The sequence below is a fragment of the Candidatus Tisiphia endosymbiont of Stenodema calcarata genome (assembly GCF_964030695.1).
Taxonomy (GTDB): domain Bacteria; phylum Pseudomonadota; class Alphaproteobacteria; order Rickettsiales; family Rickettsiaceae; genus Tisiphia.
The window spans coordinates 950,238-966,643 of the sequence record NZ_OZ034911.1 but is presented as its reverse complement, the minus strand read 5'-3'; the positions used below and the strand labels follow the sequence as shown (position 1 = coordinate 966,643).

The window sequence follows — 16,406 nt, the reverse complement described above, 5'->3', positions numbered from 1 at the left end:
CCCTCAGCATAAGCGAGTTTCGAAAGAAGTCTAATGATCTCTTACATAGAATGAGGTAAAATCTAGGGAATTAACTAGAACCTAGCATAAACCGATTTAAAAATTCAAAATCTTCAGTTTCTAGACATAAAATTTCTGGTAAATGGACTCGAGCAGTAAAGTTATTATTTATATACCCTTTGCCTTTCAAGTGTTGGCGTTGTGGCACGATGGGACTTCGCGTAGGAACAAAGGTTTGACTACGCCTAGTCCGCTCACCACTCGTACACCTAGCCAACTCTTGAAATTCATCTTGTATACTTACTTTAAGCAATAAAATTATTCTTGTATTACTACGTTCAGGGCTAATACGCTTTTTAAGCAAATCAACGATTTGACATAGTTCATAATGATTTTGTGGATAGAGTTTTATCTCTAGTCGTTCTTCATTCATTATATCGTCAATAGTTGTGAAGCTTTTAGCGATTAACCTTGTTCCCCCAGCATCCTTAAACAAATCACAGTGTGCTACAACTAAACATTGAATGTCAAGTAAGTGAACGAAATTTTTAAGTATTTCTTCACTATAAATAGTTAATTCGAAAATACCAAATTGATCGGATAGTTGTAAGGTTACAAACCTTCCACGAGATGACATACGTGAATCTTTTTTTTGTATTACCCCAGCTATCCTTATCTGCCTACTAGAAGTAGAACCACTATCATTTTGTAAGTCAAGTGATGTTGCAATATTAAGCCTAGCTAGCAAATCTTGATATCTTGATAATGGATGTAGCGTAATGAATAGTCCTAATACTTCAAATTCATAAGAAGAGACAGTATTATTATCAAGTGGTTCTGCTTCAATTAACACTTGTTGACTTGCAGAATTTACTTTAATCAGGCTAAATTGATCAGAAACTTTTTCTGCATGATAGGAAGAGGCATAAGCTAAAAGTTTAGCGATACTTAACAATAACTGATTACGATTAGAGTGTAACGTATCAAAACACCCAGCTTTAATAAGATTCTCTAATAATTTTCGATTAATAGATTTAAGCGGTAGCCTCTCAATAAAATCTATAATATTTTTAAACTTACCATTTTTAACTCTTTCTTCTGCTAATATTTTGCCAAAAGTAGCTGTGACACTTTTGATAGCACCTAGGGCATAGATGATAAATGTCTTTCCTTCTTCATGAGTAGTACTAAAATAACCAGTGGAAAGATTGATATTAGGAGGAATAATAGTAATGTTGTTATTTCTAGCTTCTTGCATGAATAGATTGATTTTATCATGATTATTTAATTCAAGATTTAAGCAAGCTACCAAAAATTCGGCTGGAAAATTTGCTTTCAGATAGGCGGTTTGATAAGATATTACACCATAAGCTGATGCGTGTGCTTTATTAAAGCCATAGCTAGCAAATTTAGCCACTGTTGTAAAAATAGACTCTGCTTGCTGGCGTGAAATATTGTTAGCTATCGCACCTTTAATAAAAGTTTCTTCTTGCTCTGCCATTTCAGATTTTATTTTTTTGCCCATGGCTTTACGAAGTAAATCTGCTCCACCTAAGCTATAGCCAGCAATTACTTTGGCAATTTCTAAGACCTGTTCCTGATATATAACAACTCCATAAGTCTCTTCTAAAATTGGTTTAAGCATCTCATGCAAGTAATCTGGTAGCTGCAAACCGTGCTTACAAGCAATATAAGTTGGGATATTATCCATAGGACCAGGGCGATATAATGCTCCTAACGCTATTATATCTTGGATGGAGTCAGGTTTAAGACGTCTTAAAGCATCCTGCATTCCACTACTTTCAAACTGGAAAACACCGGTAGCTCTACCACTACACAGCAGTTCATAAGTTTTTTGATCATCAAATAGCATATTACTAAAATCAATATTTATGTCTTGCTGTTTTAATAATTCTAGACATTTAGTAATAACAGTCAGAGTTTGCAGACCTAAAAAATCAAATTTAATTAAACCAGCAATCTCAGCATATTTCATGGAATATTGTACTACCAACATATCCGAATTTAGGTCTTTATAAACTGGTAATATTTCTACTAAATCTTTGCCAGCTATAACGATTCCCGCTGCATGTGTAGAAGCATGCCTGTTAAGTCCCTCAAGCACTAAGGATGTATCCAATACTTGTTTTATTAGCTCATCTTGACCATCTAAATTATATAGACCGTTGCCATGGGCGGCGTTGTTCAACTCCTTTACTTCCTTTATAGCCTGATTTAATGTAACAGGAGTAACAGCATTAAATGGCACAAGCTCAGTTAGATATTCGGCATATTTATAAGGCAAGCCAAGAACTCGTGATACATCTTTGATAACGGCTTTTGCCTGCATCTTACCAAAAGTGATGATTTGACCAACTTTATTATCTCCGTATTTAGAACGTACATAATTAATAACTTCTTCTCGTCGTTCTTGACAAAAATCAATATCAAAATCTGGCATTGATATACGTTCAGGGTTCAAAAAACGCTCAAATAGTAGACCAAATTTAATAGGATCAAGATCAGTGATAAGAAGACTCCAGGCAACTATTGATCCCGCCCCAGAGCCTCTACCAGGTCCTACCATAATACCTTGCTCTTTACTCCATTTTATGAAGTCAGAGACTATAAGAAAATAGCCAGCAAAATCCATTCGACAAATAATATCTAGTTCATAATTAAGACGAGTTAGATATTGTTGTTTAATATCTTGCTGTTTATCTATGGCAATATTCTCCCATTTAAATTTTGTATCAAGTCTTGATAGTAACCCTGCTGTGGAGTTTTGCTTAATTAGATCTATTTCATTAATATCTAGACTAGAGAAATTTGGTAACATTAGTGGATTAGCATGTGCCATAAAGTGGCATCTTTGGGCTAAATGGACGGTATTTTGTACAGCATTAGGTAAATCACTAAAAAGTTCTAGCATTTCTTTTGGTGATTTAAAATAACATCCAGTACTAACCTTTTTACGATTCTCCTCTTCTTTGCTAACACCAGCAGATATACATAATAATACATCATGTGCATCATGCATGTTAACATCGCTAAACAATACTTTGTTGGTAGCAATTAGTGGAATACCAAGGTCATCGGCTATTTTTATATAATTTGCTTCTATAGATTGTTCTATTGCTAAATTATGCCGCATAATCTCAAAATAGAAACGATCACCAAAAATGCTTTGTAGCTTAGTGGTCCAAAAAATGGCTAATTCTTCGTTTCCATCAATCAGGCTTTTGCCAATTATCCCATCAGTATAACCGGATAAGATAATAAGCCCTTCATGGTACTTAACTAAATCATCAAAAGTAATATGATTACAAATTTTGCGATCATTTTCAGTGAAACTAGCACTAACTGCTTTTAGTAAATTTTTGTAACCTACCTCATCTTTAGCAATCAGCACCATTTCACAAAAATTATCTTTAGTAAAAGCAACGTTTACAATTGTCCCATTTATAGGTTGCACCCCCGCCCTGCAGCTACTCAAAGCAAACTCTAGTGAGCCAAATAAGTTACCCTTATCTGCTAAACAAATCGCTGGCATTTTGTGTAATTGTGCCAGCTCTACTATACGATCAATTGTTAAGGCACTCTCAAGAAATGAGTATGAGCTTTGTACTCTTAAGTGAATAAAATCAAACTTCATATTGCGTACCAATAGTATAATATTTAAACCCAAGAGATTTGAGCATATCTCCGTTAAGAATATGCCTGAAATCAATAATTATAGGAGATTTAACTTGATGGCGAATAAGCGACCAATCTAAATCTTTAAACTCCGACCATTCGGTTGCCACTACAATTATATCACTATTTTGGCAAGCACTAAGTGCTGAATCGGCAAAAAATATATTTTTTAGCTCTTTTTTAGCATTATCCATACCTATTGGATCGAATGCCCTGATATTAGCTCCTTTATCAACTAGGATTTTGATGATTTTAATGGCAGGGCTGCTTCTAATATCATCTGTACCAGCCTTATAAGTAAGACCCAATACAGTAATATTTTTATTAGTCAAATTATCATTTATGATATAATGAATCCTATCCGCCATGTCATAGACCCTCTGATCATTACTACTTATAACAGAATTAACTATTTGTAAGTTACATTGATAATGCCCTGCTATTTGTGAAAGTGCTAAGATATCCTTAGGAAAACATGAACCACCAAATCCAGGTCCAGCATTTAAACATTCTTTACCTATTCTCTTGTCGAGTCCCATAGCAATCGAAAGTTCTTTGATATTTGCTCCAGTTCTTTCACATAAATTTGCCATTTCATTAATAAAAGCAATCTTTGTTGCTAAGAAAGCATTTGAGGCATATTTGGTAAGTTCTGCAGTAACCAAATCAGTACATATAAGAGATATATTCTTTGTAGTCAAAGGCAAGTATATCTTTTTTAATAAATCTTCTGCGTGTTTATTATTTGTGCCAATTAATATTCTATCAGGGTTTAAAAAGTCATCTACAGCAGTACCTTCTCTAAGAAATTCAGGATTTGAGGCAACAGGAAATTTAAGATTTCTTTTTTTTAAATAATCAATAATTTGGTTACATGTTGTTGGAGGTACAGTTGATTTAATAACAATCAAACAATCATCGTTGATCCATTCACATAAATTATCTATAGCAGTAAAAATATATTGTAAATCTGCCTCCCCTGAAGGTAGTGGTGGTGTTCCTACTGTAATAAATACCGCTTGGGCATTTCTTAATTCAGCCGAGTAGCTGGCTGTAAACTTCAACTTACTAGACTTTACTAATGGCGGTAGGTACTTGGCTAATTTTGGTTCATAAATTGGTAAAATATTTTTTTTAAGCTGATCGATTTTAGAAATATCGGTATCTAAGCAAGTAACGTCGTGTCCTAGGTAACTCATCATTACGCCAGATACTAATCCAACGTAACCAGTGCCTATAAAATGAAGTCTAATATTCATAAATAATTTTCAAATTTTTTTCAGTATATACTTAGTGCAACAAGTTTGTTGTGCTATATTGCTGCAAAGTATATATTAACTGATCAAGTACTAAATAACAAGATGATGCTCATTAAAAGATTTTTTATTAACCTAAGCATAATAGTTTGCACAATTGTAGTAATTTTAACTTTATTAATATTAAGTAGTAGTAAGGGATATTTAGATAAGCCAATTAAGAAGATAATAGAATTTTACCTTGATAAAAAAGCTATGAAAATACGGATTAAGAACTTACAAGTAAGAAATAATATTCTATCAATCGATAAAATCTTTATGGATTTAGCAAATAACGCCCAAGGTGAAATTACTAATTTCAAAATCAGTTTTATTATTAGTTCTCTTTCGAAACTTGCTTATGCTGAGGAATTTAAAGAAGCCACGGAACGCAGAACCGCAGCGTACTTAGATGTACGTGAGGATTCGAGTACCGGAGCGACGAATAAATTACCAGCAGAAGTAGAGTTTCGAAAGAGAACTATTGATGATATAACAACCAAGCCTTTTATTCTTAGTACTATTGATATAGATAGTTTTTCCTTAATCTCTAAAGATAATCAACCAGTAATAAATGCTCAAATATCTGCTAGATCCATTGTGGATTTTTTTAAAAATAAGATTGAAACACAGTTAAACTTAGGTCCTATAAAAAATATTTCTTTGCTTGATAGTTATGGTGAAAAATTACCTGATGGTGAAGGATTTTGTTCCTATAACAGTAAAATTTCTAGAGCTTCTAAGAAATCGATCAATTGCAAACTAGAGTTTGGTGATAAAGCCTATCTATTATTCAATAGTGTATTGGATGGTAGCATAATTCAAGCAACTGGTAATGCTCAGAATATTCCTATAATGATTTATCAAATTGTTGAGAAAATTATTCCTGATAATCAAGTAATTTTATTTCTACAGGAATATATGAAAGGTGGTTATATTAGAAATGGAGAATTTAATTTTAATTTTGATAAAAATTCTTTAGAAAAGAATATTTCCCTAGAAACTGCATTGAAGGCCAAGCTGCATGTTGTAGATCTTGAATATCAATATGATAAGGACTATCCCCCTTTACGAAAAATTGATACTGATGTTACTATATCTGGGCTATCTGTTAAGTTCATATTAAATCAAGCATATAGTAGTAATAGTCTTATTTCGGGTGGGATAATAACTTTTGATTGGCAAGGGATGGATAAATCAAATTTTATCGTTAATGCTAATGCTAAGGGAAGTGTTAACGATTTAATTGATTTCATATCAAGTGAGGATTATAACAAGGTAAAAAAACAAGGGATCGATCTTAAAAAGATTACTGGAATTGCTAATTCAAAAATTGGCATAATAATACCGATTAGCCCAGTTATCAAAAATACTTATGACATTTCTACAATAATAACGGGAGTAAATGGCAAAGCATTTAGTGACAATGTCATATTAAAAAATGCTAAAATAACTGGAACATTTAATGGCGATAAGGTAAATTTGATCGGTATAGGTAAAATTAATGGTTATGACAGTAATTTACTTATCGATGTTAATGTCACTGATAATAACCAAGATGATTATCAGAATCTATTAAAAGTAAAAACTACCATTGTGGGTAATAACCAAAAGGTTGGTATATTAAAGTTAATCTCAGGTAATAGTGTCCTAGATTTTGAATATAAAGAGCAAAAAGATGGGAAAAGCTTCATTAAAGCCAATACTAACCTCAAAAACTTAGAATTTTATATTGATAAAATATCTATACATAAAAAACTTGGTAGTGAAGCTAACTTTACTTTAACTGGCAAGTTATATAATAACCTAAATGGTGATATTGATTTTAATCTTTCGGGAGAAAATAACTTAAAAATAGTTGGTAAGGTTAAAGTAGCAGAAGATAAGTATGATGTTACTTTACCTGTAATAAAGTATAATACGACTGATCTAGTGGGGAATTTGCTTTTAGGTAAAGATAGCTTGAATGCTAAAATTCAGGGAAGACAACTAGATTTGTCTGAATCTAATATGATGCAATTCTTAGAGAAAGAAGGAGATGCAAAAAATATTCATTTAACAGTTGATGTAGATAGGGTAAGGTTAAAAAATAATATAATGCTTGATAAGCTTAATTTACAAATTGATTGTAATAAAATAAAATGTTTTTCTGGTTCTTTAAATTCAAAAATTGGTACTAGATCTTTTAAAATGCTACTTACAGATAAAAAAGATCTAGAACAATGGATAGTTACCTGTGATAATGCTGGAGCTTTATTTAGAGGTATTGGTATGTATAATAAAATGAAATCTGGTATTATAAATCTGACACTTGATACAAAAAGATATGATGCCAAAAAGGGAGAAGTGATACCAATCGTAGATGGAACATTTGATATCAAGCACTTTGTTACTACCGATGTGCCTTTTCTTACTAGAATGGTATCGGTTGTTTCTTTCCCAGGTTTTATGAGTTTTATATTAAATAATAAGGATATCATGTTTAGGAACATGACAGGTAGATTTAGTTATATAGGTAATACCATAAATATTGCTGATACATCAGCTACCGGACCATTTTTTGATTTTACAATGCAAGGTACAATTGATACTAATAAACATCAAATGAAGCTTAAAGGTAATGTAATACCTTCTTTCTTTTTTGCAAGTAACGTTATCACTAAAGTACCAATAATTGGTAAAATATTTTCAAAGGTTGTGCCTTACTCTATGGAGATGAAGTATAAGGAGTAATAGTCCCTATGTCATCAACCCACAACTGTCGAAAGTTTATAAACACCTATACCACAGCGTCATTGCGAGCGTAAGCGAAGCAATCTATATGACAAGCTTCATGGATTGCCACGCTCACATACGTTCGCTCGCTAATAGACGGTTTAAGCCTTACAACAGTGATTCGCTAATAGACGATTTTTTAACTTTCAACAGTTGATGACATCTGAAGGTGCAGGGATTGACATATGAAGACACGGTAATGTTACATCGAATCTAGGTTACTTAAGTCAAACTTAAAGTAACTTTAATAGCTTTTTCAATATTAATAATCTCAGTTTTATTCAACTGTTCTATAAACTCTCCCAATCTAGATTTATCTATGGTTCTAATTTGATCAGTTAACGCTTTTGCAGTTTTGTTGTTAACTGTAACTCTTACTTCAAAAGGAAAAATATTATTAATATTTGAGGTAATGGGGATAATTATTACTCTACTAGATATTTTATTCTGAATATTATTAGATATAACTATTGCAGGTCTTGTTTTTTGAATTTCAGTTCCAATTGTTGGATCAAGATTTACCCAATAAATATTGCCTCGTATTATTTCTTTATTTTTTACTAATGTCATCTATTGCATCCCACTCTTTTAGCAAATTTTGACGTTCATTATCTTGCTCTGCATCTTTATATGCCAAAGTAAGTTCCAGTTCCTTTTTTTCTAATTCTTTAGCAATAGCATTGCTTACAAAGTTACTAATTTTTTTAGAAGGAATCATATATTTTAATTTATCATATAAGGTCTCGTTTAAACTAATACTCATCGTTCTCATAAAATTAACTTCATTATTGTATAATAGTTATTGTACAATACAATACAATACAATACAATATGAAAACTTGAGTATTTTCTAACTAGCGTTTATACTGTTGCTATTTAGAGTTATAGGTATACTCGATGAAAATCAAGAATTGCGTTGTCGTCTTCAGGGATCTTCGGTGCTCACGTACTAAATGTACGCTCCGCTCCTCGACCCTTTGACTCCTAGCACTTCATGATTTTGATCTTCGTCTATCAACTCTTCATTTACGAGCAGTATATACTCTTCTACTTTGAAGAATTGTTTTTTGAAAATATCATGGATTCGCATGCGTAACTATACTATATGTACGCTACGCCTGCTCACCATTCATTTTCAAATCCAATTCTTCAAATTATTTGAGTATACTATATCCTGAATTTATTTCAGGATATAGATTACACCTAATAGATAATTTATGACAAAAACAAAGCAGGAAATTTATAATAGTAGACCTACTTCTCCTCATTTGACGATATATAAAAAGCAGATAAGCACCGTTTTGTCTATTTTGCATCGTATAACAGGGATAGGCTTATTTTTTGGACTATCAATATTGTCGTGGTGCTTTATTTTACTAGCTTTTAGCAAATTTGATCCTGAATATTTACAGTGCTTTAAATGTAATTTACTTAGAATTCCTCTAATATTCATAAGTTTTGCATGGTTTTATCATTTATGTAATGGGGTGCGTCACTTAATTTGGGATAGTGGGCATTGCTTTTCAATAAGGGCTATTAACTTCACAGGTTGGTTTGTGGTAGTAGCTTCGATATTGATGACGTTAGTTTTTTGGTTGTTAATTTAACTTATGGCCTCTATATGAATAATAATTTAAGGACAGATTTGGCAAAAGCTAAAGGGGTTGGTTCGGCAAAAAGTGGTTCGAGTCACTGGTTGCATCAAAGAATAACAGCTATTATTTTGGCAATTTGTTCTATTTGGCTAATATTTTTTATTAAATATACTACTGGAGAGGGTTTTACTCATTTTGTTAGTATTTTACAAAGACCTTACAATATTGTCCCTTTAGGAATATTGCTTATTACCGCTTTCTATCATTCAATGCTTGGTATGTGTGTGGTAATTGAAGATTATATTAGTTGTATTAAGCTTCGCACAGGGTTAATTATATTACTTAAAATATTTTGCATTATAACGATTGCATTCTTAGTGGTAGCATTATTTTATGTTATAGTAATCTGATGGATTAATAAAAATAATCTTATGAAAACCACATTACCTAAACGTTCATTAGTTATTAAAGAAAGATTAGACATTATTGTCCAAGAAATTCTAGCTTCTGGAAGATCAAAAATAGCAATGATAATTTTATTTGGCTCCTATGCTAGAGGTGATTGGGTACAAGATCTATCCTCAAGGGAGTATTATCAGAGTGATATAGATCTGTTATTGGTCTTAAAGAAAAGAAAATATGCTGGATATCAAGCTATTAACTTAAAACATAATATAGAAAAAAGATTAGAAAGAAAATTCCCAATAGATATTAATACAGACCGATTAGTGGCCATGACACAACCATCCGTGACACTAATAGTTGAGTCTATCCACTTTGTAAATGACCAACTTGAAAAAGGTAAGTATTTTTTTCGTGATATTAGAACAGAAGGAATTCTACTATATGATAGTGATGAATTTGTACTATCGGAAGCTAAGGACTTGCCATGGCACGATCGCAGACCAATAGCTGCAGAAGAATATGAAAATTGGTTTGGTAGAGGAAAAAAACTATTTATTGGAATCAAGGCTTTTTTTGAAGATGACAATTATCGCGAATCAGCTTTTTTGCTTCATCAAGCTACTGAGAGTTTTTATAATGCTATTTTGTTAGTATTTGATGGTTATAAACCTAAATTACATGATTTATTAGAACTAAACCAAAGCGCACGGATTTTTTATCATGACCTTTGTCGAATATTTCCATATGAAAGTGAAGAGCAAAAAGAATGTTTTACATTACTTCGTGATGCTTATGTTAGAGCAAGATATGACAAAAACTACAAGATAACTAAGGAACAGTTGCTTTATTTGATCGACCGGGTAGAGAAATTGCAAAAAATTACTGAAAAAATTTGTTTGGAAAAGCTTAGTCAAGAATAAATATATGATATATTCTGTAACAAAAGGAATTTATATAAATGTCTAAATCTTATAATATTATCCACCATGAATTTGATGTAGTGGTAGTTGGAGCAGGTGGAGCTGGTCTTAGGGCTACTTTTGGTATGGCAAAAGAGGGCTTAAATACTGCTTGCATTAGCAAGGTTTTCCCAACTAGAAGTCATACTGTGGCTGCCCAAGGTGGCATTAGTGCTTCTCTTGGTAATATGGGGCAAGATGATTGGCGTTGGCACATGTACGATACAGTAAAAGGCTCGGATTGGTTGGGTGATCAAGACGCAATTGAGTATATGTGTAAACATGCAGCTGCAGCAGTGCTAGAGCTTGAGCATTATGGAGTACCTTTTTCTCGAACAGAAGAAGGCAAAATTTATCAACGCCCCTTTGGTGGCATGACAACAAATTATGGTAAGGGACAAGCAGCTCAAAGGACTTGTGCTGCAGCAGATCGTACTGGTCATGCAATATTACATACTTTATATCAACAGGCTTTAAAAAATAAAGCCCAATTTTTTATCGAATATTTTGCCCTTGATTTATTAATGAATAATGGAGAATGTGTAGGGGTAGTTGCTTGGAATCTTGATGACGGAACAATTCACTGTTTCCATGCTCACTTAGTGGTACTAGCTACTGGCGGGTATGGTAGAGCTTATTTTTCTGCGACAAGTGCTCACACTTGCACTGGTGATGGAGGTGGTATGGCAGCAAGAAGTTCTATTGCCTTGCAAGATATGGAATTTGTCCAATTCCACCCAACTGGTATATATGGGGCTGGTTGCTTAATTACCGAAGGTGCTAGAGGAGAAGGTGGGTATTTAGTAAATTCTAATGGAGAGCGATTTATGGAACGATATGCTCCCGCTGCTAAGGATCTTGCTTCAAGAGATGTAGTATCAAGAGCTATTACTATGGAAATCAGAGAGGGTAGGGGGGTAGGTGAGCATAAAGATCATGTATTCTTACATTTAGATCATTTGCCGCCGGAAATTCTTCACGAACGTTTGCCCGGTATTTCAGAGACTGCTAAAATTTTTGCTGGTATTGATGTAACCCTTCAGCCAATACCTGTATTACCAACAGTGCATTATAATATGGGGGGAATACCAACAAATTACCATGGTCAGGTGATTGATAAAGGTCAGGATAATCATAATAAGATTATTCCTGGGTTAATGTCAATTGGTGAAGCTGCTTGTGTTTCAGTACACGGAGCCAATCGCTTGGGATCAAACTCTCTGCTTGATTTAGTAGTATTTGGTAGAGCCGCAGCACAAAAAGCTGCTGAAATTGTTAAAGTAGGGCAAAAGCATAAAAGCTTGCCGGAGTCTATATTAGATAAAATAATTAGCAGATTTGATAATATACGTCATGCTAAAGGAGGTCTACCAGTAGCTGACTTAAGACTTAAAATGCAAAAAATCATGCAAAATCATGCAGCGGTATTTAGAACTCAAGAGGTTCTAGATGAAGGAATAGAAATGATTGATCAGGCAAGAAAAGAATATGCAAATATTCAGGTCAATGATAGATCATTAATATGGAACAGCGACTTGGTTGAAGCATTAGAACTAGCTAATTTATTAGATCAAGCGGTAATTACTGTACATTCTGCAGCGGCTAGAAAAGAAAGTAGGGGGGCTCATTCTAGGGAAGATTACCCAGAGCGTAATGATGAAGCATGGATGAAACATACACTTGCTTGGATTGATGAGCAAGGTAAGGTGAAGTTAGATTACAAACCTGTAATTCTTACAACTTTGACAGATGAAGTAGATAGCATTGTGCCAGCTAAACGAGTTTATTAAGAATATGCTAAATTCACTAAAATTATGCCAAGCTTTAAATGAAAAAATATGTCATGATTTTGCAGGATCAATAGGTGCTATAGATAACGCCATTGGGTTAATAAAAACTATAGAGTATCAAGAGAAAGCTACTAAACTGGTTCAGGATAGTACAAATAGACTTATGAGATATTTACAGTTTTATCGTTATTTATACTCTCTAGCTTCTGAGGGGAACAAAATTGCTATTGCAGAAATTAATAGATTAAGTACTGATTTTTTAAAATCAAAAAATCATAATATTGAACTAGTGTTCACAAGGTTAATCAGCACAAATATCGATGACAATATAGCTCAGATTATTATGTGTTTAATTGTTACAGCATCTAGCAATATATACAGAGATGCTGTTATTAAGGTTGAACTAGAGATGCAAAATGACAATTTCACTGGTATAAAAATTGTAGTAACAGCTCCAAACCTCAGGCTTGATCAGGGTAGAGCAGATATTTTGCTTGGAAACAGAACTATTGATGATGTAAGTATAGAAAATGTTCATGAATATTACACTTACTACTTAATTACGGAATATGGTTATAAATTAGCTATTACTCCATCAACCGATTCAGTGGAGTATATATACTCAAATGATTTGAAGAATTGGATTTGAAAATGAATGGTGAGCATGCTAGGCGTACATATAGTATAGTTACGCATGCGAATCTATGATATTTTCAAAAAACAATTCTTCAAAGCAGAAGAGTATACTCGTTGGAAATCTCTATTAGCAATTACATAGATAGAACCAGTGTTAAGGTAGTTGCGATGAGCTGCCACTTAATATAAAATTCCAACGATTTAAGAACCTTAATGCTTAATTGTTCTTGGTCCACAGATACATGTCATATTGTTTACAATATTCAAGCATATCAACGGTATTAGAATGGTGTATGCCAAACTCCTTAATTTGTGGCTTGCCAAAAAATTTATAATTATATAAATCTTTACTTTTACAGCCAGCTCTTGCTCCATGATTATACAAATAACTTACTTGAGCAACATTTTTACTTCTACTTCCATATAAATAATGATATATAACAAACGCTTTTTTATAAGATTCTATTGCTTGCTTAAGGCTATCTTGGGCAAACAAGATATCACCTTGTACTACATAACTTACTGCTAAGCTCGGATTTTTAGAATAATTTGTTCTCTCAGGGGTTAAGTTTTCCTGTACTAACAATATAGAAATAGCATTATTAATGTATTCATAAGCTTTATCTATTTTACCTAAACCTAATTGACTTCTTGCCATTTCTATATAAATATCTGCAAATATTTTATTATCCTTATGCTTTAGGGGCTTATGTATATCATATAGCTGTTGAGCTTGAGTATAAGCTTCTTGATATCTACCAAGATAATTCAATATATTTATTTTATATATATATATATATAGCTCCATAATGAGTAGGTCATCAATATGCAATCCATTTTTTATAAGTAGTGCAGTAGCTTCACCTTCCAAGTCTAAAGATTCTTTATATTTGCCTTGTAGCCAACATAATACACTTTTTATATAATCTATTGCAGACATATCAGCTTCTTGTATTATTCCTTGTTTTGCTAATTTTTCCATCTCTTTAAGAAATTCTTTAGCTAGTTTTATTTCACCTAAAAATATATAAGCTGTAGATGTATAAACAAAAAAATTAAATTTACAGGAATAAGTAGCTTCATCGTTATCAAGCTTGTCTAAAATATTTAATGATTTAGTAATATAAGAAATCGCTGTTTCAAAATTCCTGAATATCACAATATGACACACTCCTATTAGTCCTAAGTACTTAGCATAATAAAATTTTTGAGTTTCAGACATTTTCCACAATTTAAATTCTTTATCTTTTTGATTAAACCAATCAAACATTTGTTGTGCTTTGCTGGCATTATGAAGGTTGATATACAGAGAGAATAACTCAGCCTTTAAGGTAAGTATTGAGTATAGATTAATATTATATTTCTCAGAGTTTTTTAAAAGAATTTCTAAGTTTTCTAGTATAGTCTTGGCTCTTTTCCACACATATCCTGAATAAGACCCTTTAAATTTAGGTAATTTGCTAATCATATTTTCTAAATATATTTTATTATTATCACCATTTAGTTCCATTATTTTATTGCTAACTATATCATGCATTTCAAAAATAGGGTTATCTTTGTTAGGATCAATATTACTGATTAGCATAGATTTAGATAATTGATATATATCATCATCTAAAGTATCTTTATGATCAGTAATGGTGCTAAGAAGCTGTTTCGAGAAGCTTTGGTTATTTAATAAAGCTATTTTATTCAACAACTTTATTGCACTTGGTTTTAATTCTTGAATAACCATGTTAATATTCGTTGCTATTTTATCAGTCGATTGATAAATTTTCTTTTTATATTCCTCTTTATCTAAACCTTTAACTTTGTTAAGTAATTGAGCTCCTTGCACTATCAATATTGGATAACCACTAAAAGATTGCGTTAAAAATTCGATATTATTGCTATTTTTATTGTCTAATAAGTTATTAGCTAAAGCTACAATAGTAGACACATCAAGTAGGGGCATTGCTATAATATTAGATAACTTTTCATTATCTTGCGAACAAAACACGACCTGACCATTATGCTCCCAATCAATTAAATCTTGTACTTTCTTATTTTCATTAACTTTTAAATTATCAAACACCAATAACCACTTATTAGTAGCAGTTAAATATGATATTACTTCTTTTTTTGCTAAAGCAACTTCTTCAGATATATTAGTTTGTTTAACCATATTGAGTTGTTTTGCTAATTTAACAAATTGTTCATCAAAATCAAGGTTACAATCAAAAAACCAAATTAGATCATAATTATTTTTATTCTCATAACTATACATCCTAATCAGTTGAGTTTTACCTATACCACTAATACCAACTATACTTGCTTGTCTATATTTACTTAAATGTTCATCAAGGATTTTAAGTTGTTGCTCATGATTGACAAAATAACTAACTGGGGTGATTAAATTAGATACTTGTTTTTGAGCAAAAGTATTACTATAAATAATTAGTAATATGAATAATGTTAAAAATTTTTTCATATAATGAAACTGTTGAAAAATAAATTATGCCCTAACGGTACGTATAAAACATATTATACGAATAACTATAAAGAATAAGCAAAAATAACGCAACTTCAGTTTGAATATTAATAATAAAAATCATTAAAAAGTAGGAAAGTTTGTTTGCTAATTCTGAACCTAAATTCCACTAGCCTAGTATCAGTATTATGCAATCTAAATTATTTTCAACTTAACTTACGCGAATTAGGGATAAGAATTAACTAATTCTTATCCCTAATTGGGGTAACTTGATGGTGGTTGAATAAGGGCTAGATTCCGCATCAAGGCTAGGATGATATTTTTATACGAATGATAACTTTTGATTGCAGGAGGTAATTTATGCAGTAAGGATTACACCTGTGAGACTATCTTGTATAGTTCACTTAATAAAGTTGCAAATTCAATTTGCTCAAAACCTTTCCTAGGGATGACTATCATTGCCCAACTATTTTGTTTGAATTTTGATTCCTTGCTTAGCAGTCTAACTAAATGCCTAATGCGTCTTTTGATTTTATTACGAATAACAGCGTTTCCTAACTTTTTTCCGACTTTCATGCCAAAAAGTAATGTATTTGACGAATTATATAAAATCTCACTAGATTTCTTACATAGGTTGTCAATATTACCTTTTACATTTAGTTTTGCAAAGAGTTTAGTAGAATTCTTTGCTATTATTGTGATAAAATAAGGACTATGGAACTTTTTTCCTAACTTATTAACTAGGTCAAATTCTTTCTGATTTTTTAGGGATGAGATAAGCACTT

At 32.0% G+C, this 16,406-nt stretch carries 11 protein-coding genes and 1 pseudogene; 6 read left to right on the top strand and 6 right to left on the bottom strand.

Features of this window, described 5'->3' with window-relative positions; translation table 11 throughout:
- Window positions 1–313: 313 nt before the first annotated feature.
- Together dnaE and ACQH1W_RS04410 are read right to left on the bottom strand one after the other, a co-directional pair.
- A pseudogene (gene dnaE, locus ACQH1W_RS04415) lies at window positions 314–3,655 on the bottom strand (DNA polymerase III subunit alpha); the annotation flags it as partial.
- Entirely contained in the window at window positions 3,645–4,949 is a 1,305-nt protein-coding gene (locus tag ACQH1W_RS04410) for a UDP-glucose dehydrogenase family protein (protein WP_425361203.1), read from the bottom strand. The gene ACQH1W_RS04410 and the pseudogene dnaE, both read right to left, overlap by 11 nt.
- A gap of 108 nt (window positions 4,950–5,057) precedes the next feature.
- On the opposite strand from ACQH1W_RS04410, the gene ACQH1W_RS04405 reads away from it, so the two are divergent.
- Window positions 5,058–7,724: a palindromic element RPE1 domain-containing protein gene (locus ACQH1W_RS04405; RefSeq protein ID WP_425360954.1), complete on the top strand. Its 2,667-nt coding sequence runs from the start codon at window positions 5,058–5,060 to the stop codon at window positions 7,722–7,724.
- Window positions 7,725–7,988: 264 nt separating this feature from the next.
- Here ACQH1W_RS04405 and ACQH1W_RS04400 read toward each other — a convergent pair whose 3' ends face one another.
- Together ACQH1W_RS04400 and ACQH1W_RS04395 are read right to left on the bottom strand one after the other, a co-directional pair.
- Window positions 7,989–8,336 carry a type II toxin-antitoxin system PemK/MazF family toxin gene (locus ACQH1W_RS04400; protein ID WP_341748052.1) on the bottom strand — a complete coding sequence of 116 codons (348 nt, stop codon included), beginning with the start codon at window positions 8,334–8,336 and terminating at the stop codon, window positions 7,989–7,991.
- Window positions 8,317–8,529: a hypothetical protein gene (locus ACQH1W_RS04395; RefSeq protein ID WP_341748051.1), complete on the bottom strand. Its 213-nt coding sequence runs from the start codon at window positions 8,527–8,529 to the stop codon at window positions 8,317–8,319. The genes ACQH1W_RS04400 and ACQH1W_RS04395 overlap by 20 nt, the downstream gene beginning before the upstream one ends.
- 454 nt (window positions 8,530–8,983) lie before the next feature.
- On the opposite strand from ACQH1W_RS04395, the gene sdhC reads away from it, so the two are divergent.
- From sdhC to ACQH1W_RS04370, 5 genes are read left to right on the top strand one after another with little or no spacing between them, the layout of a single operon-like run.
- Window positions 8,984–9,373, top strand: a complete 390-nt coding sequence (gene sdhC / locus ACQH1W_RS04390) for a succinate dehydrogenase, cytochrome b556 subunit (protein ID WP_375332580.1) — start codon at window positions 8,984–8,986, stop codon at window positions 9,371–9,373.
- 14 nt (window positions 9,374–9,387) lie between these two features.
- Entirely contained in the window at window positions 9,388–9,771 is a 384-nt protein-coding gene (gene sdhD, locus ACQH1W_RS04385) for a succinate dehydrogenase, hydrophobic membrane anchor protein (protein ID WP_425360953.1), read from the top strand.
- Between the two features lie 21 nt (window positions 9,772–9,792).
- A complete protein-coding gene (locus ACQH1W_RS04380; RefSeq protein ID WP_341762826.1) occupies window positions 9,793–10,686 on the top strand; it encodes a HEPN domain-containing protein in 894 nt (297 codons plus the stop codon).
- Between the two features lie 38 nt (window positions 10,687–10,724).
- Window positions 10,725–12,515 carry a succinate dehydrogenase flavoprotein subunit gene (sdhA, locus tag ACQH1W_RS04375; protein WP_375332579.1) on the top strand — a complete coding sequence of 597 codons (1,791 nt, stop codon included), beginning with the start codon at window positions 10,725–10,727 and terminating at the stop codon, window positions 12,513–12,515.
- A 4-nt stretch (window positions 12,516–12,519) separates the two neighbouring features.
- A complete protein-coding gene (locus ACQH1W_RS04370) occupies window positions 12,520–13,164 on the top strand; it encodes a histidine phosphotransferase family protein (RefSeq protein ID WP_375332578.1) in 645 nt (214 codons plus the stop codon).
- Between the two features lie 204 nt (window positions 13,165–13,368).
- On the opposite strand, the gene ACQH1W_RS04365 is transcribed toward ACQH1W_RS04370, so the two are convergent.
- A complete protein-coding gene (locus tag ACQH1W_RS04365) occupies window positions 13,369–15,621 on the bottom strand; it encodes a tetratricopeptide repeat protein (protein WP_425360952.1) in 2,253 nt (750 codons plus the stop codon).
- A 372-nt stretch (window positions 15,622–15,993) separates the two neighbouring features.
- Window positions 15,994–16,404, bottom strand: a complete 411-nt coding sequence (gene rnpA, locus ACQH1W_RS04360; protein WP_341748130.1) for a ribonuclease P protein component — start codon at window positions 16,402–16,404, stop codon at window positions 15,994–15,996.
- Window positions 16,405–16,406: the final 2 nt, after the last annotated feature.